We start from the raw sequence: 23,659 nt of genomic DNA on the forward strand, positions 1-23,659 counted from the left end.
AGACGATGACAACCCCGCCGCGTCGCATCAACGACCGCTACGACCTGGGCGAAACGCTCGGGTTCGGTGGCATGTCCGAGGTGCACCTGGCGCGGGACACCCGTCTGTCGCGCGATGTGGCGATCAAGATCCTGCGTGCCGATCTGGCGCGGGATCCGAGCTTCTACGAGCGCTTCCGGCGCGAGGCCCAGAACGCCGCCTCGCTGAACCATCCGACGATCGTGCAGGTGTACGACACCGGTGAGGCCGACACCCCGACCGGGCCGCTGCCGTACATCGTCATGGAGTACGTGGACGGCGAGACGCTGCGCGACGTGCTGCGCCGCGACGGCACGATCGCCCCGCAGGCGGCGATGACGTGGATGGCCGATGTCTGTGCGGCACTGGACTTCAGCCACCGCAACGGCATCGTGCACCGCGATATGAAGCCGGCCAACGTGATGCTCACCCGGGCGGGCGAGATCAAGGTGATGGACTTCGGCATCGCCCGCGCGATGAACGATCCCTCGGCCGCGATGACCCAGACCGCCGCCGTGATCGGCACCGCGCAGTACCTCTCCCCCGAGCAGGCCCGCGGCCTATCGGTGGACGCCCGTTCCGATGTCTACGCCGCCGGCTGCGTGCTGTTCGAGCTGCTCACCGGCCGTCCGCCGTTCGTGGGCGATTCGCCGGTCGCGGTGGCCTCGCAGCACGTCCGCGAGGATCCGCCGACCCCGTCGTCGATCCTCGACACCGTGCCGCCGGAGCTGGACTCGATCACCCTCAAGGCGCTGGCGAAGAACCCGGACAACCGGTACCAGACCGCGGGCGAGATGCGGCAGGACCTGATCCGGGTGCTCGCGGGCCGCAAGCCGGAGGCACCGATGGTGCTCACGGACGAGGAGCGCGATGCGCTGCTCACCGAGCCCTCGAGGCCCCGCCGCGCGGCGAAGGCCGCTCCGGTCGCCGCTGCTGCCGCGGCGGCACCTGCCGCGGGTGCGCCGGGCGCACCGTCGGACGACGACGATCGGCCCACCGAGGCCGTGGCCGCGGTTCCGGCGGCCACGGGGCGGGCCAAGCACTCGACCGACTCCTCGGGCGGGCGTTCGAAGCTGCTGCTGTGGGTCTCGGCCGCGGTGATCGCTCTCATCCTGGTGGGCGGCACCACCTTCTACCTGCTGTCGGGTCCGGGCGAGACCAAGCAGGTCACGGTGACCTCGCAGATCGGCCAGAACGCCAGCGACGCCCAGGTGGCGCTGCAGAAGCTGGGCTTCAACGTGCAGATCAAGCGGGTGCCCGACAACACGGTGCCCGCGGAGCAGGTGATCTCCACCATCCCCGGTCCGGACACGCAGGCCACCGAGGGGTCGACGGTGATCGTCGAGGTCTCGTCGGGCCCGAAGATCGCGGCGGTCCCCGATGTGGTGAACCGTTCGGAGAAGGACGCCCGCGACATCCTGACCAAGGCCGGTTTCACCGTGGCCAAGGACCCGAAGCGGGAGGCCTCGCCCACCGTGAAGTCGGGCGATGTGGTCTCCACGAATCCGGCCGTGGGTGCGAACACGCCGCAGAACACGCCGATCGTGCTCACCGTGAGCACCGGTAAGGAGCAGGTCCGGGTGCCGGACGTCTCCAACACGCCGCTCGCGCAGGCCGAGTCGAACCTCAAGGGCCTGGGGTTCGAGACCTCGGTCCAGGAGGTCGACGATCCCGCCGCCGCCGGCACGGTGCTCCGCACCAACCCGACCGGTGGTACCTCGGTCGACAAGGGCAGCAAGATCACCATCGTGGTGTCCAAGGCGAAGTCGCTGCCGATGCCGAACGTGGTCGGTCAGGACGTGAACGCCGCCCGGGCGACGCTGATCTCCGCCGGATTCTCGGCGTCGAACATCAGCGTGGACGATTCCGCCAAGGCCGGTTTCCCGTGGGACGTGAACAAGGTCTACGACACCACTCCGCGCCCGGGAACCCCGGTGGACACGTCCACGCAGGTGACGATCAAGATCCGCCGCTAGGCCGCGGTATCGCGATGTCGCGCTCAGGCGAGCGCGGCGGCCACTTCCTGCTCCAGTTCGGCGACACGCGCCTCGGGGACCTGGAGGCCGCACACGGCGAGCCAGTTCGCCAGCATCCGGTGACCGCCCTCGGTGAGCACGCTCTCGGGGTGGAACTGCACGCCGTGGATGGGCAGCTCGCGGTGTTTGAAGGCCATCACCACGCCGGATTCGGTGCGCCCGGTGATCTCCAGCTCGTCGGGGATCGTGGGCTCGAGCACCGTGAGCGAGTGGTAGCGGGTGGCGGTGAACGGATCGGGCAGGCCCGTGAGCACGCCGTGGCCGTTGTGGTGCACCAGCGAGGTCTTGCCGTGCAGCAGTTCGGGGGCACGGTCCACGGTGGCGCCGAAGACGGCGCCGATGGCCTGGTGGCCGAGGCACACGCCGAGCAGCGGCGATCCGGCCTCGCGAGCGGCGGTCACCATGGGCATCGTCTGGCCGGCGCGCTGGGGGGTGCCGGGGCCGGGGCTCAGCAGCACACCGTCGTACTGCGCGGCCGCGGCGGCCGGATCGTCCAGTCGCGGATCGTCGTTGCGCCAGACATCGGCCTCCACGCCCAGCTGGCCCAGGTACTGGACCAGGTTGAAGACGAAGCTGTCATAGTTGTCGACGACGAGGATTCGCACGTCGCTCAGCGTACTGGGGTGGGGTCACCCGGGCACATCCGATAACCTGGCTGGTGAAAAGCACCCAGGTAGAAGGAAGTCATGCCGAAGTCGAAGGTCCGCAAGAAGACCGATTACACGATCAACACGGCGTCGGATTCGCGCACGCCCGTGAAGGTCAGCGCACCGTCGGGCCGCTGGTTCGTGGCCCTGTTCCTCGGATTCATGCTGGCCGGCCTGGCCTGGCTGCTGGTGTACTACCTCGGCGCCGATGAGTCCGGCATGGGTGCGCCCGGCAAGGCGCTCAACTGGATGGTCGAGCTGGGCCCGTGGAACTTCGCCATCGGCTTCGGCCTGATGATCGTCGGTCTGTTGATGACGATGTGGTGGAAGTAATCCTCACCAGCGGAAACACATCGATGTCATTCATCCCCAGTTGTGGACGAAGCTGTGGATAACTGGAGCGCTCCGCGCAGTGTGGGCGTGGTCCTGCTGGTGGCGGGAGTCGTGCTCGGCGCCGCGACCGCCTTCTTCGGCGCGGTGAGCGATCCCGTGGGCATCGTCCTCGTGGGGCTGGGCACCGTGCTGCTGGCGTACCTGGGCGCCTCGGTGCTGATCCTGCGTCCGCGGCTGGCCGCCGATGCCGAGGGTGTCACCTATCGCGGCGCCTTCGGCCGCAAGCACTTCCCGTGGGACGGTCTGCAGATCAAGCGGACCAGCACCAAGCACTGGGGCCGCGAGTCGGTCCTGCTGGAGCTCAGCCGCGGGGACGATCTGCTCTTCCTGGGCCGCTGGGAGCTGGGCGAGGCGCCCACCGTGGTGGCGCAGGAGCTCGAGGACCTGCGCCCCTAGAAGCGGCGCGCGGTCACGAAGCCGCGGATACCGGCCACGCGCACCGGGGTGCCGTAGGTGACCGCCTCGACCACCTGGCCGTCGCCCACGTAGAGGGCCGCGTGCCCGCCGCCCGCGGTGATCACCACATCGCCGGGGCGCAGCTCGCCCTGGGAGACCGGGGTGCCGGCGCTCATCAGCGAGTAGCTGCTGCGCGGTACCGACAGGCCCGCCTGGTTCATGGCCCAGCTGACGAGGCCGGAGCAGTCGAAGGCCGACGGGCCCGACGCGCCGTACTGGTAGGGCATCCCCACGCGGGTGAGGGCGGCCTGGACGACGGCGCCGCGGTCGGGTGCGGCGGAGACCTGCGGTGCGGGCGCCTGGGCCGCAGGGGCCTGCGGAGCGGGTGCCTGGGGCGCGGGGGCGGCCTGGGAGACGGCGGGTGAGGCGACGAGTCCGATCACTGCGACGGCGGCGCCGAGAGCGGCGCGGGTGCGGCGGGTGGTCTTCGTACTGTCGCTGGTCACTTTCGTTCACACTCCCTGTTCCCCGGAGCGGCGCGATGGTCACGCCTTCATCTCCTGAAGATCACGGCAAGGTTACGAAGGGTGAACGGCGGGTGTCCATCTGAGAACGGCTCGGTGACGGTGAATCCGCCCACCCGCACGCGTTGTCCGTGTCCTGGACCACAGGTTTTCTTGTCCGGCGGGCAATTCCGAGACCGAAGCGGTTCGCCACGATGGACGTCTTAGGCTAAGGAACTTTCTTCACTGGCGTGCCTCCCTCAGCCCGCTCGCTCCCCGCCGGGTGGGGGCCGGAGCGCACGAAGGCCCGGCCGGAATCCCGGCCGGGCCTTGCGCAGATAGCTGAGGTTTAGGGCTCGACGGTGATCGAGTTGATGGTGACCTCCTTGACCGGGCGGTCGGCGCGGTCGGTGGGGGCGTGCGCGATGGTGTCGATGATGCGCTTGCTGTCCTCGTCCTCGACCTCACCGAAGATGGTGTGCCGGTTGTTGAGGTGCGGCGTCTTGCCGACGGTCACGAAGAACTGCGAGCCGTTGGTGGCGGGGCGGCCGATGTTGGCCATGGCCAGCAGGTACGGACGGTCGAACTTGAGCTCCGGGTGGAACTCGTCGACGAAGTCGTAGCCGGGGCCACCCGTGCCGGTGCCGGTCGGATCGCCGCCCTGGATCATGAAACCGTCGATCACCCGGTGGAAGATCGAGCCGTCGTAGAACGGGCCCTCCGAGCCACCCGACGCATTGGTCGTGGTGTAGTCCTTGGTTCCCTGGGCGAGTCCGACGAAGTTGGCCACGGTCACGGGCGCGTGATTACCGAACAGGGCGATCCGGATGTCGCCTTCGGAGGTGTGCAGAGTCGCGTGGGCGGTAGCGTTGGAGTTGGTCACACCGCCATTCTGCCATTTCGGCGGATGCGTCCGGTCGGGCTTTCCGAATCGGACGAACCGGCGGTGCACACTGTCACACGTCCGCCGAAAGGATTCCGCCACGATGGCTACCCCACTGCTCGACGACGTCCAGGCCACCGACGAGTCGTCGCACGCCCCCACCAACGCCCAGCGCGTCGCGACCGGCTTCGGTCAGAGCTTCACCGGCCCGCTCAACATCGCCCGCGGGCTCACCGGGATCGGTCTGTCGATCGCCACCCGCGTACTCACCACGTTCTTCTCCGTCACCCGTAAGACCATCGCCCTGGCGCTGGCCAAGAAGGTGGTCCGCAAGGTCCGCTCGTCCGACGAGGCGCCGCTCGCGCTGGTCGACGATGCGGCACCGTCGGGCACCGCGAAGGGCGGCGCACGCAAGCCGCTCCTGATCACCCTCGTGGTGGCGCTGGTGCTGGCCGTGGGCGGCACCGCGTTCAAGCTGCTGCGCACCCCGAAGGCCCCGCCGATCGCCGCCGAGCCGCCGCGGGTGCGTCCGGCCAGTGGCGCCACGGGCGACAGCGCCCCGATCGCCGAGGAGGAGCCGGCGGTGGTGGCGGTCGACGAGGATCCGCGCAAGATCGGCGAGTAGCCCGATCCGGTCGGCGGCGCGGTGGTCTCTAGCCGCGCCAGCCGACGGGTTGGTGCGCCTGGATGCCGAGCAGCACCCAGGCCAGCGCGATCACCAGGAAGAGCCCGTCGATGCCGCCGGGCCCGCCCCGGTAGAAGGCCACCCCGGCCACGATGAGGAAGAACACCGCGACCACCCAGCAGAGAACGCAACGGCGGGTCATACCCACGAGGGTAGACCCGCCGTTGCGGTTTCGCGGTGCGCTACGCGGTCAGGCCGCGACAGCCTCCGGGGCGCGGCTGCGCGACAGCGTGAGCCGGTTGATCAGCTCACCGCCGATCAGTCCGATGGCGCCCCACAGGATCGCCTGCGCCAGGAACGAGTAGGTGCGGAACCAGTACAGATCGTCGGCGGGGAAGTCCTTGGCGGACAGGGGCGCCGGCAGCACCAGGAAGGCCAGCACGGAGCCGGCCACGATGATCGCGCCGCCGATGAGGGCCGACTCCCAGCCCCCGTACTTCGGGGTCAGTGCGAGGCCCACCACCCACGCCGTGGCCACCAGTGCCAGGGCGATGGCCACCATCAGCAGGTAGGTGCCGGTGCGTTCGCCGATGGAGTCGGGATCGCCCACGCCGGGCGGGTTGGGCGGGTACTTCAGGTACGGGATCAGGTAGAAGCCCGCGAACAGCGAACCGGCCACGGCGAGCGCCAGGGCGCGTGGGCTCCACTGCGGGAGCTTGGGCGCCGCCACGCAGTAGGCCACCGCGAAGAGCACGCCCATCGCGATGCCGAAGACGATGATGCCCGCGCCCAGACCGAAGTTCTCCTGGACGGCCCGGCTGTAGACCTCAGTGGAATCCATCGTCATGCCGGGCATCGAGGCGTGCTCCGCGGCGTCGGCGGCGTCCTGCCGTGCAATGGCGCGGCGGATGATGGGTTCCACCAGGAACCGGGCCACGAGGAAGGCGAGCAGCCCTCCGATCGCCCCGGCGAGTGCGCCGCGGGCGATGACCTTCTTCTCCATGGGTTCTCCCCCGTCAGTGGCAGGGGAAGCCCAGGAAGTGCCGGGCGTCGTGGAAGAACTCGTGGATGTGGGTGTCGTTCCCGAACACCGAGACGGCGCCCTGGTCGATGCCGATGAAGTAGTACGCCAGCGCGGCGAGGACGGTGGCCGCGGTGAGCCAGACGGCCCGCCGCGAGATGCCCAGGGAGAGATCGCCCGCGTGCGCGGTGCTCAGATTCGCCATGACGGTGGCTCCTTCGTCCGGGGTTTCGCGCCCGGATAGTGAATACGGTGTGCCGGAGCGGGTCTGGCTTCACAGTGGCGCGACCGCTCCCCGAGGGATTCCGCCTCCGGCCGACGAAGCATATCCCCGGCCCTGTTCCCCCGCGACCGATCATCGCTCCGGTGCCCGAATCGTTCCGGATCACCGCAGGTGAGAGGCCGACTACCAAGGTTGTCTAAGGTATGAGGCGGTGGCGACCGGAGTCGGGTATCTTCCCATCACCCACTACGTCATCGCAAAGCCCAGAAGGTATCCAGTGACTCCCCAGCGCAGCCTCCGCCGCACCTCGCTCCTCGCCGCCTCGCTCGCCACCGCGGGCGCTCTCACGTTCGGGACGGCCGCACCGTCCGGAGCCACCACCGCACCGGCACCCGCACCCGTCATCGACCTGCTGGTGCTGTACACCCCCGAAGCCCTCAAGGCGCGCGGCGGCAAGGAACAGCTCGCCCAGGCGGTCGAGCGCGGCATCGCCTCCATGAACGATGCCCTCAGCCGCAGCCGCATTCCCGGAACCATCCGTGTCATCGGTCTCGAGGAAACTCCGGTTCCGGAATCGAAGGTGGGCCGCAGCAGGACCGGTTTCGACTGGATAGCCGGGTACGGCCCAGGCGTCCGAAACATCTACGACGCCGACTTGGTCTCCGTTGTCGTCACAGGCGGCGAAGGCATCGCCAGTAGTCCGTACGTGCCTATTGCCAACGTGAACGGCGCCGAGGCCTGGAGTGTGGTCGGAAACGACTGGCTCGAACCCGTTCCCGGCGGGGGCGAGGCCGGGGTGTTCGCACATGAGCTCGGACACAACCTCGGCGCCACGCACGACTGGGGCACTACCCCGGATACCCGCGGTGCGAATTCCCAGCGACACGGTTACGTGAACCCCAATGGTCTCATCGACATCATGGCGTACACCACGTCGCCGCTCTGCGCCCCGAACAGGTGCAACCGACAGCCCTACTACTCGAACCCCGATGTCACCGTCGGCGGCCTGCCCTTCGGCCAGCGTGGAGGCACCAAGCCCTCCGATATCGCCTCCGTCTTCACCAAGACGATCCCGGTGGTCGCCGGCTACCGCACCGCGACCATGGTGCAGTTCCAGTACAACGAGGACAACGCGGCCCGGCCGAGTCTCTTCGATCCGCTGGGGGCACTGAATCGCCTTGCGGCGCAGCGCTACCTGCCCGGCACGTACCGGTCGGCCCGGATCGAGAACGCCCCCTCGGCTGCCCGCGCCGGGTACACGCCCGCGGAGGTGGACGCGGCTGTGAAGGCCGCGAAGGCCTCCTGCACGGCGGCCACGAACTGCGAGACCCGCGACGGTGCGCGGTACGTGACACTGCCCGCGAAGATCCTCCCGATCATGCTGCCGCTGCTCGACTTCGGCTCCGCCACCGGAACGCTCGCCTTCGTCCGGCCCCTGGTCGACCTCACCTCGCCGCTGCTGCGGGTGCTCCTGGACCCGGCCCGCGGCACCGCGCTCGCTCCCGCCGACCTGATCTCCCGGCTGTCCAACGCGGTGGGTGAGGGCGTGCGCGCCGCCTCGACGGGGACCGGCGAGGGCTCCCGCTACCTCGCGCCGGCCACCCGTTCCGGCGACACCGTGCGGTCCGTCTCCGGCGACAGCGCCCCCGTCGGCACGCAGGCCGGTGCCACCGCGGCCCTCGTGCGCGATACCGCCTCCACCGCCTCGTCGACGGTGAGCCCGGTGACCGCCGCTCCGTCCACGCAGACCCCGAAGGCCTCCACTGCCACGTCGGAGACGGCGAAGCCCGCGTCTTCGTCGGGTGCATCGAAGACCTCGGAGCCCTCGGAGGCGGCGGCTGCGACCGGTTCGTCGACCGCATCCACCTCGGCCTCCGGGACCACGTCCGGCAGCACGGCGAAGTCCGGGGCGAGCACGGCCGAGAAGACGACCGCGGAGAAGACGACCGCGGACAAGGCGGCGTCGGGAAGCAGCACGGCGTCGACCGATCCGTCCGGATCGGCCTCGTCGAGCGACAAGGCCGGCGCCTCCTCCGCGAACTGACCACGGGCGGCCTCCACCGCGGTCGGGTACCTTGAATCAGGTATTCGCTATCGCAACGTGTGGAGGTCCCCGATGTCATTCCGTCCCCGGGCGCGCCGCGTCCCCGTCGTGCTGGCCGGCCTGCTCGCCCTCGGCACCGTCTCCCCCGCCGTCACCGTCGCCGCTCCCACGGCGCCCGTGATCGACCTTCTCGTCCTCTACACCCCCGAGGTGCTCAAGGCCCGGGGCGGCGAGGCGCAGGTGAAGGCGGCGGTGGAGACCGGGGCCTCCGCCATGAACGGCGCCCTGGTGCGCAGCGGCATCGCGGGCTCGGTGCGGGTGGTCGGGGTCGAGCAGACCTCGGTACCGCAGGCGCAGACGGGGCGCGCCGGCGCCGGCATCACCTGGCTGAAGAAGAACGCCGGCGGGCTGCGCGACAGCTACCGGGCCGATCTGGTGTCCCTGGTGGTGACCGGCGGCGAGGGGATGGCCAGCAACCCATCGCTGCCCGTCACCGCCGCCAGCTCCTCGCAGGCGTGGAGTGTGGTGGGCAACGATTGGCTGGAGCCGGATCTCAAGCGCGGCGAGGCCGGAGTCTTCGCCCACGAGCTGGGCCACAACCTCGGCGCCATGCACGATTGGGGCACCAATCCCGGTGCGGGCGGGGCGAACCCCGAGCGGCACGGTTTCGCCGACTCCACCGGCCGGGTGGACATCATGGCCTACAACACCTCCTCGCTGTGCAAACCCAGCAGGTGCAGCCGCCAGCCCTACTACTCGAACCCCGATATCACCGTGGGCGGCAAGCCCTTCGGCCAGCGCGGCGGCGATAGGCCCTCGGACATCGCCTCCGTCTTCGCGAAGACGATGCCCGTGGTGGCCGGGTACCGCTAGGAGGCGGTCGGCATCAGCCGGCCCAGCAGGTCGGACAGGGTGACCACGGCGGTGGCACCGTCGGCGCGTTGCACAACCACCAGGTGCGTGCGGGAATCCCGCATGGAACCCAGTGCGGCGTAGGCGGGTTCGTCGGCGGTCAGGAAGAGCACGGGGCGCATCAGGTCCGTGGCGCGTGCCTCATCGGGGACCTGTAGGCAGTCGCGCACGTGGACCATGCCGAGCACCGCGGCACCGTCGTCGATCAGCAGCCGCAGGTGGCCGGTGCGATCGGCCTCGGCACGCACCTGCGCCGGCGTCGCGGACGGCGCCACGCTGGACGGCGGCACGTCCCACCGGGCGATGTCGCCGAGCGTGAGCGCCTCCAGTTCCAGTGCGCTGGTCAGGTGTCCGGAGTACTGCGCGTCGAGCGCGCCCACGGTGGCCGAGTGCTGGACCAGCTGCCGCAGCGCGGCGGGGTCCTGCCCCGATTCCACCTCGTTGACCGGTGTCACGCCCACGCGGCGCAGGCAGGCGTTCGCGGCGTTGTTGAGCACTACGAGAAGCGGGCGGGTCACGGTCATGAAGGCGCGCATGGGCAGCGCGAGCAGCACCGCCGACCGCTCGGGGTGGGCGATGGCCCATGATTTCGGCGCCATCTCGCCCACCACCAGGTGCAGGAAGGTCACGATGAACAGCGCCAGCAGGAAGGCGCCCACATCGGCTGTCCACGTGGGTATTCCGGTGCTCTCCAGCACGGGTGTGAGCCAGGAGTCCACGGCGGGTTTGGTGATCGCGCCCAGCGCCAGGGTGCACACCGTGATGCCCAGCTGCGATCCAGCGAGCAGCAGCGAGAGCTCCTGCGAGCTGCGCAGCGCCGCGCGCGCGGACCGGCTGGATGAGGCGGCGTCCTCCAGGCGGTGCCTGCGCACCGCGATCAGTGAGAACTCCACCGCCACGAAGAAGGCGCTGGCCGCGATCAGCGCGGCCGTGATCGCCACGATCACCCAGGGGTTATCCATTGGTGGCCTCCTCGGTGCGCACGGTCAGGTGCACGGTCTCCGGGACACGCCGGTCGACGGTGCGCACCTCGGCCCGCAGGATCCGTTGCGGTGGAGCGTCATCGAGCAGTGTCGCGGGTTCGGGCACCACCGGTAGGTCGACGGTGTCGCCGGGCTCGGGCAGGGCGCCGAGGTGGGCGATCACGGCGCCGCCGACGGTCTCGTAGTCGCCGGGTTCCAGATCGAGGTCGAGGAGGCGTTCGAGTTCGTCGATGTGCAGGTCGCCCCGCACGAGCCAGCCCTCGCCGTCGGGGACGACCGGGTCCGCTGCACCGTTGTCGTCGTGTTCGTCGTCGATCTCGCCGACCAGTTCCTCGGCGATGTCCTCCACGGTGACCACGCCGTCGAAGCCGCCGTACTCGTCGATCACCAAGGCCATCTCCTGCCCGGCGTCGGCGAGCTGCGCCACCACGGCGGGCAGGGGCAGGGAGCCGGGGACGACCACGGCGGGGCGGCAGCGGGTCGCGGCGGTGCCGGAGCTGTCGGAGAGCAGATCGTGCAGCGTGATCACGCCGATCAGATCGTCGGCGGTGGCACCCACCACGGGGTAGCGGGTGTGCCCGGTGGCCATCCGGTCGAGCACGGACCGCGCGGGTTCACCGGCCGCCACCACGTCGACCCGCGAGCGCGGGATCATCGCGTGTTCGGCGGTGTGCGTGGGGAAGTCGAGGATCCGGTCGAGCAGCGTGGACAGTTCGCGGGGCAGCTCGCCGGCGTCGCGTGATGCCGCCACGATGTGTTCGAGGTCGCGCGGTGTGGCCGAATGCTCCACGTCGTGCACCGGTTCGATGCGGACCGCCCGCAGCAGCAGGTTCGAGGCCCGGTCGAAGAACCGGATGAGCCAGCCGAAGACGCGCAGGTACACGGTGGTCGACAGGGCCAGTTGCAGCGCAACGGGTTCCGGCCGGGAGATGGCGAGATTCTTGGGGAAGAGCTCGCCGAAGACCATCTGCGCCACGGTCGAGAAGCCGACGGCCGCCACGGCACCGATCGCGATGCCGACGGCGGTGGGCATGCCCACGCCGCCGAGCAGGGTGCCCAGGCCCTGGCCGATGAGCGGTTCCGCGACGTAGCCGACGAGCAGGCCCGTCACGGTGATGCCGAGCTGGGCTCCGGAGAGCATGAAGGAGGTCCGCCGCGTGACGGACAGTGCGCGGGCCGCCGCGGGATCGCCGCCCTCGGCGCGCGCTTTCAGGCGCGACCGATCGACGGCCATGTAGGCGAATTCCTGGGCGACGAAGTAGCCGGTGAAGGCGGTGATGAGCAGCACCACCGCGATTCCCGCGAGGATGCCGAGTGCCGCTAGCACGGGGTGTCACACCCCCGCTGTGCACGATCAATGACCGGGTGGGCCAGGTCGGGTCTTCGGCGTTTGCGCGAGGCGCGTCTCATCATTCCTTCGGGGTCGTCGATGCCGTACCTCACCCAGAATAGGGCAAAACTCCCTTCGCCTCGGCAATGATTCAGTCTTCGAGCGACTGCTTCGCGTCGTGCCGCTCCGCGGGCTGGAGGAAGTCGGTCAGGTGGAAGGCGTTTCCTACCAGCAGGATCCCCACCAGCATCGCGAACCCGAGGCCGATCGCGGGGTTGAACCCCACCGCCCCGCCCGCCCCGGCCCACAGCGCCACGACGATCCTCGCCACATCCCACACGGTCATTCGGCACGCCCGCTTTCCATGGAAACAGCTGTGCCGGGCATCGACTCCCCGTCGATGCCCGGCACAGTGGTGGTCTTAGCGTGCGGCGATCAAGCTGCGCTCGGCGGCCTCGGCCTGCGCCTGACGATCCGGCGCCTCGACCGGGACGGCGGAGAGGTAGTAGGTCTGCGGCGTGGTGTCCACGACGATCACGCGCAGCCGGTCGGCGCGCACGGGCGCACCGTCGAACTGCACCTCGGCGAGGGCGCGCGTGGCGGGGACCCCGGAGATGGTGGTGGGCGTGACCTGCACTCCCACGACACGGCCCTTGAGACCCTTGTAGCCGTCGGACTCCAGGCTGCGGGTCACGATGGTGCGAGCCACGGCCTCCGACGACTGCCCCTTGACCAGCGACGGGCCGAACTCGATCTGCGAGCCCCAGTTCTTGCCCGTGAGCTGCGCGCCGGCGACGACGGTGCCGTCGGCATCGGGCGCCATGATCTCCCAGCCCGGCAGGGCGGCGCGATCGAGCGACAGCGGCCCTGCGACGACGCGGGCCGGATCGGCCGCGGCCGGGGCGGCGGTCACGGTGGCGATGGACGCACCGGCGACGACGGTGGCCACGAGGGTACGGGCGGTTCGAGAGGTAAGTGCGATCATGAATACCATGATTCCATATCAGTAAACTTTGTGCATTTTGCGGCATCCGGGTGTGACGAGGATCGAGCCGCTCAGATGTCGAGTAGCAGCGCCCGGTGGTCGGAAACCTCCGGGTTCGCGACGATCTCGAAGCCGCGGACCGCGCTCTCGTCGGAGACGAGCAGGTAGCTGGCGCTGCGGATCGGCTTGCGATACCGCGAGGCGCGGGTGTCGGCCGTGCCGACGAGATCGGTCATCCCGGCGGCGCGGAGCAGCGTGAAGGTCTCGCTGTGCGGGAGCAGGTTCAGGTCGCCACAGAGGACGACGAGGTCGCTGGCCACGCTCGCGTCGCGAACGGCGTCGGCGAGGCGACGGGCCTGGTCCATCCGGGCCGGCGTGTCCTGTTTACCGGCGGGGTCGCACAGGCCGTGCGCCTGAATCACGGCCACCGTGCGGCCCGCGGCACGGTCGCGGACCGTCACAGTGGTCGAGCACGATCTGCATCCGCACGAGCTACGCCCTACTGCTGCGAACCTCGCGAGTTGTCGGGGCGAACGCGAAGTCTGTCAGCTCGATGCTGGAGCGCGGGCGGGCATCGATCACCCTCGGCCCGCTAGTCCTCGGGCCCTTGGCCGTCGCCCGAAATCCTTTTCACGGGGCGCGCCTGACCATGCGGTCACTGTGGACGGTGCGTGTCAGAGCGGAACCGACCAGTCCGGCGCAGCGCTACAGTGCGACGGTGGATTCTTCTTGGCCGCGCCCGAGCGTGCGCATCTCGGCGCTCATCCGGCTGGTCGCGGAGCACATGCTCGCCGCGGCCGACAAGGCTGCGGAGGAGGTGACGGCCGCCGCGCACGAGTCGGCGGAATACCGCGCTCTGCTCGATGACCCGCAACTGGTCGACGCGGACCGGCGAATGAACCGGACCAACATGCTCCACTGGCTGTCCGCGAACATCCAGGAGCCGGGAATGCGGGTTGCGCCGAGCATGGATCCGGAGATCCTGCAGTTCGCGCGGGACGTTGTGCGCCGCGGGCTGGATCTGCACGACCTGGGTTCCTGGCGCGGCGCGCAGCACGGGGCGTGGTCGATGTGGGTCGACGGCTGCTTCGCAGCCACCACCGACCTCGACGAGCTCCGGGACCTTATGAAGGTTTCCGAGCGCTCGATGGCGACATTCATCGACGACTCGATCGCCGCGCTCGACGAATTCGTGGACCAGGAGCGCGCCGTTCTCGCCAAGGGCGCGAACGCCGAACGGCACGCCACGGTCCAGCTGCTGCTCGAAGGTGCGCCGATCGGTCGCGCCCGCGCGGAATCGCGCCTCGGCTACGCGCTGACGGGAAACCACGTGGCCGCGATCATCTGGAGCGATTCGGCGGAAGAGGCGGCGGGCCTCGATACCGTGGCGGAGGCGGTGATGCGGATGTGCGGCGCCGGGCGTCGGCTCACGCTCAACGCCAGCACCACCGCCCTGTGGGTGTGGGTCCCGGCACACGTGGTCCCGCCGACCGAGGTCGCCGAACAGATCGTCGCGGACACCCCGGGGATCCACCTCGCGTTCGGGCGCCCGGGCCAGGACCTCGAAGGTTTCCGCCGCAGCCACCTCGACGCGGCGTCCACGCAGCGCATGCTGGCCCGACTCGGCTCGAACCGCCCAGTCGTGCGCTCCGAGGACGTCGCCCTGGTCTCGGTGCTCACCGCCGACATGGCCCAGGCCGATCAATTCGTCGCGGACACGCTGGGCGACCTCGCCACCGCCGACACGGCGCTGCGCGAGACCGTGCTCACCTACATCCAGGAGCGGTTCAACGGCTCCGCCGCCGCCGAGCGCCTATTCACCCACAGGAACACCGTCGAGCGGAGGCTGGCGCGAGCCGACCAACTCCTACCCGTGCCGCTCGCCGAGAACGCCGCGAGCGTCGTCGCCGCGCTCATGCTCGTGCAGCTGCGCGACTGACACCCGCGGCGTCGCGACCGGGTTGTCTCGCCCAGGCTCACCCCGAGGCGACGATCCTCGCCTGGGCCGCGAACCCGAGATCGCCGAGGCCGGCGTCCACAGCGACGGTGAGGTTCTCGACGGCGGCGGTGAACACGCGGGCCCGGATGCCGGCTTCCGCCATGATGGCGGCGGCACCGTGGAGGCCCTGCGCGTACGTCGCGATGGTGGCCTGGTCGGTCGCGTAGTCGTCGCCGTCGATCGCGGCGGCGGCCCGGGCGGTCTCCGCCTGGATGGATCCGAACACCGCCGGCGTCAGGTTGTCGAGGAGCGACCGATCGACACCCTGCCCCAGCATGTAGGTCGCCGCCTCGACGTACGCGCTGATCGCGGGCACGAGGAACATGCCGACGAGTCCCGCGTTGAGGACGCTGGCCGTCCTGTCCTCCGGCGACACCCACATCGACATCGGTGTCAGGGCCCTGAGGGCCTGGCCGTTTGCGGCCCAGGCGGATTCGGATCCGGAGTAGAGGATCGCCGCCGCCTCGGTGCCGATGTCGGCGGGGTAGCCGAGGATCGATCCGTCCAGATAGTCGGTGCCGCGCCCGCGGGCCCACTCGCCGAACGCCTCGACCTCCACCGGAGTGCCACTGCCCACGTTGACGAGCGTGACGCCGGTCCAGTCCGGCACGTCCCGCAGGGCGGCGAGGGCATCGTCGTAGGTGGACAGGCAGGCCAGCACGAGCGGCGCGGCGGCGACGGCGGCGGCGACGTCCGGCACGGGGGTGATGGCCTCGCTCGCCAGCGCCTCGGCCTTGGCGTGGGTCCGGTTCCACACGGCGACATCGTGGCCGGCGCCGGCCAGTGTGCGTGCGAGTGCCGCACCCATCAGCCCGCAGCCGAGCACTGTGACGTCATGAGAGGTGTTCTTCTCCAAAGGTGTTCTCCTTCTCGTTCAGGTCCGGTCACGAGTCACATCGGCAGGTCCGGCGAGTCCATGCCGACCACCCGGTCTCCGCAGAACACCCGGATCGATTCCGCCGGGCCGTGTCCGCCGATCCCGGACGGGCCCCAGAAGCTCTGCGCGGAGTCGTCGCCGAGGTCTGCGACCTTCGCGCCGTTGACCCGCACCTCGCCGGACTTGATCCGTGCGCCGACGGCGATCGCGCGGCCGGTGTCGGTGCCGAAGACGTACGCGTCCAGGCCCGACGGGTGCGCGTTCGCGGCCCGCAGCGCCTCCTCCTCGGACTCCACGCCGTGCAGCGAGACGACCGGCCCGAAGAGTTCCGCCGTGGTGCGGTCGGGGTCGGAGCCGGTGGCGACGGTGGGGGATAGGAAGAATCCGGCCAGCGCGGGCAGCTCGCCCGGCTGGTCGATCTCGGCCCCGAGGGCGCGGAGGCCGTCGATCCGCTGCCGCAGCGTGCGGAAGTGCGGCTCGTTGGAGATCGGGCCGATGTCGGTGGCCTCGTCCAGCGAGTGCCCGATCCGCAGCTTTGCGATGCGCTCGCCTAGCGCCTCGCGGAGCGGTCGCACCAGGTGATGCGGCGCAAGCACCTTGCCGGGGCCCTCGCACCACTGGCCGTTGAGATTCGTCATGCCCGTGAGGATCCCGTCGGCGGTCACGTCGAGGTCGGCGTCGTCGAGGACGATCACGGGGTTGTTGCCGCCCAGCTCCAGCTGCAGGACCTTGAAGTCCTCCGCGGCCGCCCGGGCGATCGCCCGGCCCGCACCCGGGCCGCCCGTGAACGAGACCACCTGGACGCGGCGGTCACTCGTCAGCGCCGCGCCGATGTCGCCGGTGCCGTGCACGAGTTGGAGGGCACCGGCGGGCAGGCCGGCGTCGACGAAGCACTCAGCGATCACCTGCGCGCTGGCGGGCGCGTGCTCGGACGGTTTGAGCAGCACGGGGCAGCCGGCGGCGATCGCGCTCGCGACCTTGGCCGCCGGGATGAAGCTGGGGCCGTTCCAGGGAGTGAGGATCGCCGCGGGGCCCCACGGGATCCGGTGCAGCCGCACATCGCGGCCGCCCGCAGGGAGAGCGGTGACCCGGGCGATGTTCCGCGCCTCGGCGGCCGCGCCGCGCAGGCGGTGGGGGAGGAAAGCCGCGAGCTTGCGGGTGACGCCGATCGCCGTGCCGCTGGTGAGCGCGTCGACCCGCGCGATCTCCTCGAGCCGCTGCTCGACGAATCCCGCGGCCCGCTCCAGCGCCTCGGCGCGTTCGATCCGGAATTCGTCGGCGGTGAAGTCCGTCGCGTCGTAGACGCGCTGCGCAAGGACCAGCGCCCGGTCCAGATCGGCGTGGGTGGTGGTCACCGTGCGGTGCACGGGCTCACCGGTGTTCGGGTCGACGTTCCAGGTGTCGAGCGTCTCGCACTCGACCCATTCCCCGGCGATATAGCTGCGGGGCTGGGCGAGGGTGGTGGTGGTTTCGGTGGTCATCGGGTCGCCTCGGTCTCGGAAGTGGTGGGCATGGCGACGACGATCCGCGTGACGTCGCCGGATTTCATGGCCTCGAAGCCTTCGTTGATCTCGTCGAACGGGATGACGTCCGTGACCATCTCGTCGAGGAGCAGGCGGCCCTGCTGGTACAGGCGGGCGAACTGCCCGATGTCCTCGCGTGCCTGGCCGGAGCCCATGTACGAGCCGATCAGTCGCTTCTCGCTGAAGAAGAAGTCGGAGGCGGGGACGGGCACGTCGGTGCCGTCGGGTGCGATGCCCACCAGGCACGCGGTGCCGGTGGCCCGCACGATCGCGAGCGCGGTCGCGGCGGTGCGCGCCGAGCCCACGGCCTCGAACGCGTAATCCACGCCGTCGCCGAGCAGTTCGGTGATGTCGGCTCGCACGTCGCCCGCACCGTTGATGGTGTGGGTGGCGCCGTACTCGTGCGCGGCCTTGAGCCGGGCGTCGTCGAGGTCGATGCCGACGATCGCGGACGCGCCGGCCAGCCGCGCGCCCTGGATGATGGCCGAACCGACTCCGCCGCAGCCGATCACCGCGACGGTGGAGCCCGGGCGCACCTGCGCTCCGCGGAACACCGCGCCGACGCCGGTCACGATGCAGCAGGACAGCAGGCAACCGACGCGGGTCGGCACATCGTCGGGCAGCTTCACCGCGGCGTTCGCGCGGAGCAGGATGTGCTCGGAGAACGCGCCCACGTCGCCGAGGCGGGCGACGGGCGTCCCGTCGGGCAGCGAGTACGCGGGCCGGGGGCGGCGGCGGATCTCCGCCTGCCGCTGGCACTGGGTGGAGCGGCCGGCGTTGCAGTTCGCGCACTGCCCGCAGGACGGGGTCAGTGCGCCGGTCACGCGGTCGCCGGGCTTCAGGTCGGTGACGGCGGAGCCGACCGACTCGACGACGCCGGCGACCTCGTGCCCGACGACGACCGGGACCTCGGATTCGACGGTGCCGGTCATGTAGTGCAGGTCGCTGTGGCACAGGCCCACGTGGGTGACGGCGACGCGGACCTCGTTCGGCTCGGGATCGTCGACGTGGATGTCGGTCAGGTGCAGGGGCCGTCCCACCTCGGTGAGCACGGCGGCGCGGGTGGTGATCATCGGTTCGCTCCGTTCGTGGCGGCGGGTGTGCGTGCGTCCCAGAAGCTCTGGACGCCGGCGGTGAGCGCGCCGCTGTTCCAGGACTCGTCGGCCGCCGCGTCCTCGCGCTCGAAGGCGCGCTCGATCTCCTCGATCGACGGCCGCAGCAGCTCGAGGTGCAGGGCGGTGTTGTTGACGCCCTCGGGGGTCCACGCGAGCACGGTGTCGATGGCGCGATCCAGCAAAGCTTCCGGTTCGACGATCTCGTCGAGCAGGCCGATCTCCAGCGCCTCGTCGGCGCCGACGCGTTCGGAGGCCAGGACCATCCGCATCGCGTGGCCGCGGACGATGCGGGGCAGCAGGATGCTGGACGCGTTGGAGATGGTCAGGCCGCGTCCGTTCTCGGGCTGGTAGTACTCCGTCTGCGGGGTGCCGAGCCGGGCGTCGCAGCACAGGGTGATCTCCGACGCACCGCCCACGGCGATGCCGTTGATCGCCGCGATCACGGGCACCCGGGTCTCGATCACGGCGCGGGTCACGTCGTGGAAGCTCTCGAAGCTCTCCCGCATCTCCTCGAACGACGTGGGCGCGGCGGCGAGATCCTCTCCTGCGCTGAACGCGCGCCCGGTGCCGGTGAGCACGATGCCCCTGGCCTCGTCGCCGGCGCCGTACTCGCGGATCAGCGCGGACAGGCGCCGGCGCATCGGCGCGGTCAGCGCGTTCAGCTTCTCGGGGCGGCGCAGCGTGATGACGGCGACCTCCCGGGTCACCTCGACGAGCACGTGCTCGGTCGCCTGGTCGGTGCTTTCCACCTGGTTCTCCTTGTTCGACGGTGCCGGCGCGCGCAGGTCATGGACGGTGCCGGGGGCCTGCGCGGCGCGGGCCTTGAGCGCGGGTTTGGACACCCGCTCGGACGGGGTGCGCGGGAAGTCCGCGACGAATTCGACGTAGCGCGGCACCTTGAAGCGGGCGAGGCGCTCCGCGACGCGGGAGGCGATCGCCTCGGCGGTCGAGCGGTCCGCGGGGACGCCCGCCGCGAGCTGGACGAAGGCCTTGACCTCCTCGCCGAGCACGTCGTCGGGTTCGGCGACCACGGCGGTCGCGACCACCTCGTCGTCGCGCTCGAGCGCGGCCTCCACCTCCGCGGCGGCCACGTTCTCCCCGCCGCGCCGCACCATGTCCTTGAGGCGGCCGACGAGGCGGATCCCGCCGTGCTCGTCTTTGACCGCCAGGTCGCCGGTGTGCAGTCGCCCGTCGCGCAGCGTGCGCGCGGTCTCTTGGGGGCGGTTCCAGTAGCCGAGCATCATCGGCGCGCCGGCCACGGTCAGCTCGCCCGGTGTCCCGGCCGGGACCTCGGCGCCGTCGGCGTCGACGATCCGGACCTGCTTGGTGGGCACGGGATATCCGAGGGTTCCGCTGCCGACGGCCGCGGCGTCGTCGAACGGACTGAACAGGTCGATCCCGCTCTCCGTCATGCCGTACACCTCGCGCCAGGGCGCGCCCCAGCGCTCCTCCAGCGCAGCGTGCAGCGCCACAGGGATCGCGGAGCAGAACACGCCGCGCAGCCGGTTGTCCCGATCCTCCGGTACCGCAGGCTGTTTGAACAGCAACGTGGGCATCGAGCCGAGGACGTAGCAGAAGGTGGCGCCGTGGCGGCGCACATCGCGCATGAAGCCGGATGCCGAGAACTTCGGCAGCACCACCAGCGGAGCGCCGGTCGTCAACGCCAGCACGGTGTTCCACTGCGGGTCCATGTAGGAGAAGGGCTGGGCCGTCAGCAGCACGTCGTCGGGACCGAGGCTGGCGGCTCCGGCGCAGGTCCAGCCGATCCGGGTCCAGTAGTCGTGCGTGAGCATGCACGCCTTCGGGAAACCGGTGGTGCCCGAGGTGTACTGCAGGTTCGCGAGGGTGTCCGGGCGGATCTCGACCTCCGGGGGCGTGGCCGGGAATCCGGAATCCGCGGTCTCCGCGATGTCGACGACGCCGACGCCGGCCAGCGCGTCATCGCTCGTGATCACCTCGCGCACCAGCGGCAGGTGATCGGCATCGGTCACGATCACGCGGGTGCCGGAGTCCTCCAGCACGAACCGCAGGTCGGCCTCGCGGTAGGCGGAGTTGACGGGCACGGCGACAGCGCCTGCCTTGAGCACGGCGAACCAGGTGAGCGGCCAGCCCGCGACGTTCGGCAGCATGATCGCGACGCGGTCGCCCGGGGCGATGCCGTGGTCCTCGATCAGCAGGTGCGCGAGCCGCGATGACGCCGCGTCGGCCTGCTCGTACGTCCAGGACTCGTCGCCGAACCGCAGCAGCTCCGCGCTCGGTGTGCGGGCGGCGCCGTCGGCCAGAAGTCCGGTGACGGTGCCGATCCGCGGGGCGTCGCGGAGCTCGCTCGGCTCGACGACGACCCGCCGTCCGGTGTCTTCGGTGTGCGATGTGGTGGTCACTGCCAGGCCTCCTGTCGGCTCTTCGATTCGTCGACGATCCAGCTCATCGCCGGGTCGTCGCTGTCCATCCATTCGGGGTGCCACTGCACGCCGAGGATCGGAGCGCCGGGCATCTCGACGGCCTCGACGACGCCGTCGGACGTCCGCCCCGTAACGATCAGGCCGTCGCCGCACCGGTCCACGGCCTGGTGGTGCCACGAGTTCGTCGTCATGCTGGGGCCGAAGACCCGCGCGGCGGTCGAGCCGGGCTCGAACCGCACCACGTGGACGGCGTCGCCGTCGGTGGGCGCGGACTGCGGGGACAGGTGCGGGATCGGCCCCGCGGGAAGGTCTTCGATCAACGTGCCCCCGAGCGCGGTGTTGAGCACCTGCAGGCCGCGGCACACTCCCAGCACGGGGATCCCGCGGTCTAAAGCCGCACGGGTGAGGGCGAACTCGTACTCGTCGCGTTCCGGATCGTGCGCATTGGTGTCGGTCCGCGGGTCCACGCCGCGGACGACGGAGGCGTCGCCGCCCCAGCGGTCGGGGTGCACGTCCTGCCCGCCGGTGATCACCACGCCCGACAGCCACTCGCAGGCGTCATCGGGGTCCGCGTCGTAGGGCAGGTGCACGGGCATGCCGCCGGCTTGCGCGATGCGGGTCGCGAAGGCGGACATGAACGAGTCCATGCACGCCTTGCCGTAGCGGGGGTCGGATCCGGCGATCAGGCTCAGTTCGAAACGGCGGCCGGTGATCCCGATGAGTGGCCGGCGGCTCATGAGAACTCGAAGTAGCGTCGAGACTCCCACTCGGAGAGATCCACGTACGGGTCGCCGCCGGTGGTGTGGAATTGCATCCATTCCCAGCGGCGCGAGGCGGTCCAGAAGTCGACGAACTCGTCGCCGAGGTACTCGCGGAGGATCTCGTCCGCGTCGAGCGCGTCGATCGCCTTGGTCATCGAGTCGGGGATCCGCGCGACGCCGCAGTCGTCGGGTAGGCACCAGGCCATGTCGTCGACCTGCGGTGGGGGTGTCATCTTCTTCTCGATGCCGGCGACGACACCGGCGAGGACGCCTGCGAGGGCGTAGTAGGGGTTCACGTCCGATCCGGGAACGCGGTATTCGAGCCGGGAGTATTTCGGGTGGCCGGCGATGGCGCGCAGCGCTGCGGTCTTGTTGTTCACGCCCCAGCTGATCGTGGTGGGCGGACCCGAGACGTCGACCAGTCGGCGGTAGGAAGTGATCTGCGGCAGTGCCAGCAGGGTGTTGCCGGCCATCGTCGCCATGAGTCCGCCGACGGCCTGCAGCATCGTCTCCGATGGCCCGTCGGGGGCGTAGAACTGGTTCTCGCCGTCGCGCTGCAGCGAGATGTTGATGTGTGCGCCCTGTCCGAAGCCGGCGGTCGGCTTGGCCATGAAGGTCACCGAGCGGCCCTTCTCGCAGGCGATCTCGCGCATCACCTGCTTGGTGCGCACCCACGAGTCGGCGAGCGTGAGCGGATCGGTGGGCGCGATGTTGAGCTCGGTCTGGCCGGGCGCAGCTTCGTCGGTCCATGCCTCCCAGACGATGCCCAGCTCGTCGAGCCGGTCTGTGACGGCCTCCATGTAGTCGATCCAGTCCGCGGATCGGGCCAGGTTGTACGTGGCACCGGTCTCGCCGCCGAGGGCAGTGAGGTCGCGATAGCCGCGGGCGCGTGCCTCCTGGATGGACTCCTCGAACAAGGTGGTCTCGATCTCCACCGCGACGGTCGCGGTGTACCCCAGCGATCCGAGCCGGTCGATGAGGCGGCGCACCATGTTCCGGGGACAGATCGGAACGGGATTCCCGTCCTTCATCCAGAAGTCGCCGATCACGGAGTGCACGCCGGGCTTCCACTCGACGAGCGTGTTCATATCCGGGAGCAGGGAGATGTCGTAGAGGTTGCCGCGCCAGTCGGGATAGGCGTCGCCGAAGACAATGTCGGTACCCATGTCGATGGCGAACAGCACGTCGGCGAACGCGAAGCCGGATTCCTTGCCGGAGGCGAACTTCGCGGGGGTGACGTTCTTCCCCATGAAGCTGCCGTCGTGGTTGGTCGCCTCCACGCGGTAGGCCTTGGCCGCGCCGGGTGCACCGGCTCCGGACCGGGTGGGATCAGACATCGTAACGGGCCTTCCAGGAGGCAGCGGTCATGACCGACAGCTGCGCGAGAGAGCCCTGGACCCGCAGGCCGCGCTCCAGGGCGGTGAACAGGAAATCGGTACCGGTGAAGAATCCGGCCAGTGCGTCTGCGCTGCCGACGATGCGATAGGCGACGTCCCCGACGCCGAAACTCGCGTCGTGGTCGCCTTCGGTTCCGCGGGCGACCACGGTCAACACGTCGGGCATGCCGGGGATGGTGCGGGTCTGATCCCAGAAGCGGGCACCCGCCTCCTGCCAATCGGGCAGGGGGACATGCAGCGCGCGGACTACCGCATCGGCGAGGTCCGCATCGCCCTCGGCATCGACCTGCGCGCACCGGCTGTCGAGGTCGACGACCACGGTGGCGTCGACCGGGGCGAAGACACCTCCGGTAACGGCGACGACGCCGTCGGTGAAGGTGACGGTGGCGGCCTGCGGGGTCGAGTGGGAGCGGATGGCGACGGATCCGGAACCGCGGCCAAGCACGTCGGCCGCGTGGCCGGTCCCGTTCGCGTCCCGCAGGATCCGGCCGATGAGGCGAACGATCGGCGTCGCGTCGTCGTCGACCGAGATCCGGACTGCGTTCGCGACCCCGGCGGGGGGAAGGGTGGTTTCCATGACGGTTTC

25 protein-coding genes are annotated in these 23,659 nt (G+C 70.2%); 7 read left to right on the forward strand and 18 right to left on the reverse strand.

Annotated elements, in window-relative coordinates; genetic code table 11:
• Positions 1-5 precede the first annotated feature (5 nt).
• The gene (gene pknB, locus ABD108_RS15365; protein WP_343930732.1) at positions 6-1,994 is read left to right on the forward strand and encodes a Stk1 family PASTA domain-containing Ser/Thr kinase; all 1,989 of its coding nucleotides are present in this window, start codon (positions 6-8) and stop codon (positions 1,992-1,994) included.
• Between the two features lie 23 nt (positions 1,995-2,017).
• Here the strand turns inward: pknB and ABD108_RS15370 are convergent, their stop codons facing one another.
• Positions 2,018-2,659 (reverse strand): aminodeoxychorismate/anthranilate synthase component II, encoded by a 642-nt coding sequence (locus tag ABD108_RS15370; RefSeq protein ID WP_305112624.1) that lies wholly within the window; start codon positions 2,657-2,659, stop codon positions 2,018-2,020.
• A gap of 81 nt (positions 2,660-2,740) precedes the next feature.
• Between ABD108_RS15370 and crgA the strand changes: the two genes are divergently transcribed.
• Together crgA and ABD108_RS15380 are read left to right on the forward strand one after the other, a co-directional pair.
• Positions 2,741-3,034, forward strand: a complete 294-nt coding sequence (crgA, locus tag ABD108_RS15375) for a cell division protein CrgA (RefSeq protein ID WP_220657163.1) — start codon at positions 2,741-2,743, stop codon at positions 3,032-3,034.
• A gap of 54 nt (positions 3,035-3,088) precedes the next feature.
• Positions 3,089-3,490, forward strand: coding sequence for a PH domain-containing protein (locus ABD108_RS15380; RefSeq protein ID WP_343930733.1), 402 nt, complete (start codon positions 3,089-3,091; stop codon positions 3,488-3,490).
• On the opposite strand, the gene ABD108_RS15385 is transcribed toward ABD108_RS15380, so the two are convergent.
• Positions 3,487-3,996, reverse strand: a complete 510-nt coding sequence (locus ABD108_RS15385) for a C40 family peptidase (protein WP_220657165.1) — start codon at positions 3,994-3,996, stop codon at positions 3,487-3,489. The two genes, ABD108_RS15380 and ABD108_RS15385, sit on opposite strands and share 4 nt — an antisense overlap.
• A gap of 346 nt (positions 3,997-4,342) precedes the next feature.
• Positions 4,343-4,876 carry a peptidylprolyl isomerase gene (locus ABD108_RS15390; protein ID WP_305112627.1) on the reverse strand — a complete coding sequence of 178 codons (534 nt, stop codon included), beginning with the start codon at positions 4,874-4,876 and terminating at the stop codon, positions 4,343-4,345.
• A 103-nt stretch (positions 4,877-4,979) separates the two neighbouring features.
• On the opposite strand from ABD108_RS15390, the gene cwsA reads away from it, so the two are divergent.
• Positions 4,980-5,501, forward strand: coding sequence for a cell wall synthesis protein CwsA (gene cwsA, locus ABD108_RS15395; protein WP_305112628.1), 522 nt, complete (start codon positions 4,980-4,982; stop codon positions 5,499-5,501).
• Positions 5,502-5,529: 28 nt separating this feature from the next.
• Here cwsA and ABD108_RS15400 read toward each other — a convergent pair whose 3' ends face one another.
• From ABD108_RS15400 to ABD108_RS15410, 3 genes are read right to left on the reverse strand one after another with little or no spacing between them, the layout of a single operon-like run.
• Positions 5,530-5,703, reverse strand: a complete 174-nt coding sequence (locus tag ABD108_RS15400) for a hypothetical protein (protein ID WP_220657168.1) — start codon at positions 5,701-5,703, stop codon at positions 5,530-5,532.
• A 48-nt stretch (positions 5,704-5,751) separates the two neighbouring features.
• Positions 5,752-6,504: a CbtA family protein gene (locus ABD108_RS15405; RefSeq protein ID WP_220657169.1), complete on the reverse strand. Its 753-nt coding sequence runs from the start codon at positions 6,502-6,504 to the stop codon at positions 5,752-5,754.
• A gap of 13 nt (positions 6,505-6,517) precedes the next feature.
• Positions 6,518-6,727 carry a CbtB domain-containing protein gene (locus tag ABD108_RS15410; RefSeq protein ID WP_220657170.1) on the reverse strand — a complete coding sequence of 70 codons (210 nt, stop codon included), beginning with the start codon at positions 6,725-6,727 and terminating at the stop codon, positions 6,518-6,520.
• A gap of 295 nt (positions 6,728-7,022) precedes the next feature.
• On the opposite strand from ABD108_RS15410, the gene ABD108_RS15415 reads away from it, so the two are divergent.
• Positions 7,023-8,789: a M12 family metallo-peptidase gene (locus ABD108_RS15415; protein WP_343930734.1), complete on the forward strand. Its 1,767-nt coding sequence runs from the start codon at positions 7,023-7,025 to the stop codon at positions 8,787-8,789.
• Between the two features lie 72 nt (positions 8,790-8,861).
• Complete coding sequence (locus tag ABD108_RS15420) at positions 8,862-9,662, forward strand: M12 family metallo-peptidase (RefSeq protein ID WP_343930735.1); 801 nt, start codon at positions 8,862-8,864, stop codon at positions 9,660-9,662.
• On the opposite strand, the gene ABD108_RS15425 is transcribed toward ABD108_RS15420, so the two are convergent.
• The 5 genes from ABD108_RS15425 to ABD108_RS15445 form a co-directional block, all read right to left on the reverse strand.
• A complete protein-coding gene (locus ABD108_RS15425) occupies positions 9,659-10,663 on the reverse strand; it encodes a CNNM domain-containing protein (protein ID WP_343930736.1) in 1,005 nt (334 codons plus the stop codon). The two genes, ABD108_RS15420 and ABD108_RS15425, sit on opposite strands and share 4 nt — an antisense overlap.
• Positions 10,656-12,011 carry a hemolysin family protein gene (locus ABD108_RS15430; RefSeq protein WP_343930737.1) on the reverse strand — a complete coding sequence of 452 codons (1,356 nt, stop codon included), beginning with the start codon at positions 12,009-12,011 and terminating at the stop codon, positions 10,656-10,658. The genes ABD108_RS15425 and ABD108_RS15430 overlap by 8 nt, the downstream gene beginning before the upstream one ends.
• Before the next feature lie 154 nt (positions 12,012-12,165).
• On the reverse strand, positions 12,166-12,345 hold the full coding sequence (locus tag ABD108_RS15435; RefSeq protein ID WP_343930738.1) for a hypothetical protein: 180 nt from the start codon (positions 12,343-12,345) through the stop codon (positions 12,166-12,168).
• A 90-nt stretch (positions 12,346-12,435) separates the two neighbouring features.
• Positions 12,436-12,999 (reverse strand): hypothetical protein, encoded by a 564-nt coding sequence (locus tag ABD108_RS15440; protein ID WP_305112635.1) that lies wholly within the window; start codon positions 12,997-12,999, stop codon positions 12,436-12,438.
• Positions 13,000-13,070: 71 nt separating this feature from the next.
• Positions 13,071-13,460, reverse strand: coding sequence for an endonuclease/exonuclease/phosphatase family protein (locus ABD108_RS15445; RefSeq protein WP_343930739.1), 390 nt, complete (start codon positions 13,458-13,460; stop codon positions 13,071-13,073).
• Between the two features lie 257 nt (positions 13,461-13,717).
• Here ABD108_RS15445 and ABD108_RS15450 point away from each other — a divergent pair, with 257 nt between their 5' ends.
• On the forward strand, positions 13,718-14,938 hold the full coding sequence (locus tag ABD108_RS15450; RefSeq protein WP_305112637.1) for a PucR family transcriptional regulator: 1,221 nt from the start codon (positions 13,718-13,720) through the stop codon (positions 14,936-14,938).
• A gap of 37 nt (positions 14,939-14,975) precedes the next feature.
• On the opposite strand, the gene ABD108_RS15455 is transcribed toward ABD108_RS15450, so the two are convergent.
• Genes ABD108_RS15455 through ABD108_RS15485 form a run of 7 tightly spaced genes read right to left on the reverse strand, consistent with a single transcriptional unit; the run spans position 14,976 to position 23,650 of the window.
• Positions 14,976-15,854: an NAD(P)-binding domain-containing protein gene (locus ABD108_RS15455; RefSeq protein WP_343930740.1), complete on the reverse strand. Its 879-nt coding sequence runs from the start codon at positions 15,852-15,854 to the stop codon at positions 14,976-14,978.
• A 35-nt stretch (positions 15,855-15,889) separates the two neighbouring features.
• Positions 15,890-17,356, reverse strand: a complete 1,467-nt coding sequence (locus ABD108_RS15460; protein ID WP_343930741.1) for an aldehyde dehydrogenase family protein — start codon at positions 17,354-17,356, stop codon at positions 15,890-15,892.
• A complete protein-coding gene (locus ABD108_RS15465) occupies positions 17,353-18,471 on the reverse strand; it encodes a Zn-dependent alcohol dehydrogenase (RefSeq protein WP_343930743.1) in 1,119 nt (372 codons plus the stop codon). The genes ABD108_RS15460 and ABD108_RS15465 overlap by 4 nt, the downstream gene beginning before the upstream one ends.
• Positions 18,468-20,894, reverse strand: a complete 2,427-nt coding sequence (locus tag ABD108_RS15470) for an AMP-binding protein (protein WP_343930744.1) — start codon at positions 20,892-20,894, stop codon at positions 18,468-18,470. The genes ABD108_RS15465 and ABD108_RS15470 overlap by 4 nt, the downstream gene beginning before the upstream one ends.
• Positions 20,891-21,652, reverse strand: coding sequence for a gamma-glutamyl-gamma-aminobutyrate hydrolase family protein (locus tag ABD108_RS15475; RefSeq protein WP_343930745.1), 762 nt, complete (start codon positions 21,650-21,652; stop codon positions 20,891-20,893). The genes ABD108_RS15470 and ABD108_RS15475 overlap by 4 nt, the downstream gene beginning before the upstream one ends.
• Positions 21,649-23,013 (reverse strand): glutamine synthetase family protein, encoded by a 1,365-nt coding sequence (locus tag ABD108_RS15480; RefSeq protein WP_305112643.1) that lies wholly within the window; start codon positions 23,011-23,013, stop codon positions 21,649-21,651. The genes ABD108_RS15475 and ABD108_RS15480 overlap by 4 nt, the downstream gene beginning before the upstream one ends.
• Positions 23,006-23,650 carry a hypothetical protein gene (locus ABD108_RS15485; RefSeq protein ID WP_305112644.1) on the reverse strand — a complete coding sequence of 215 codons (645 nt, stop codon included), beginning with the start codon at positions 23,648-23,650 and terminating at the stop codon, positions 23,006-23,008. The genes ABD108_RS15480 and ABD108_RS15485 overlap by 8 nt, the downstream gene beginning before the upstream one ends.
• Between the last annotated feature and the right edge of the window lie 9 nt (positions 23,651-23,659).

The sequence above is a fragment of the Tsukamurella strandjordii genome (assembly GCF_039525985.1).
GTDB lineage: Bacteria > Actinomycetota > Actinomycetes > Mycobacteriales > Mycobacteriaceae > Tsukamurella > Tsukamurella strandjordii.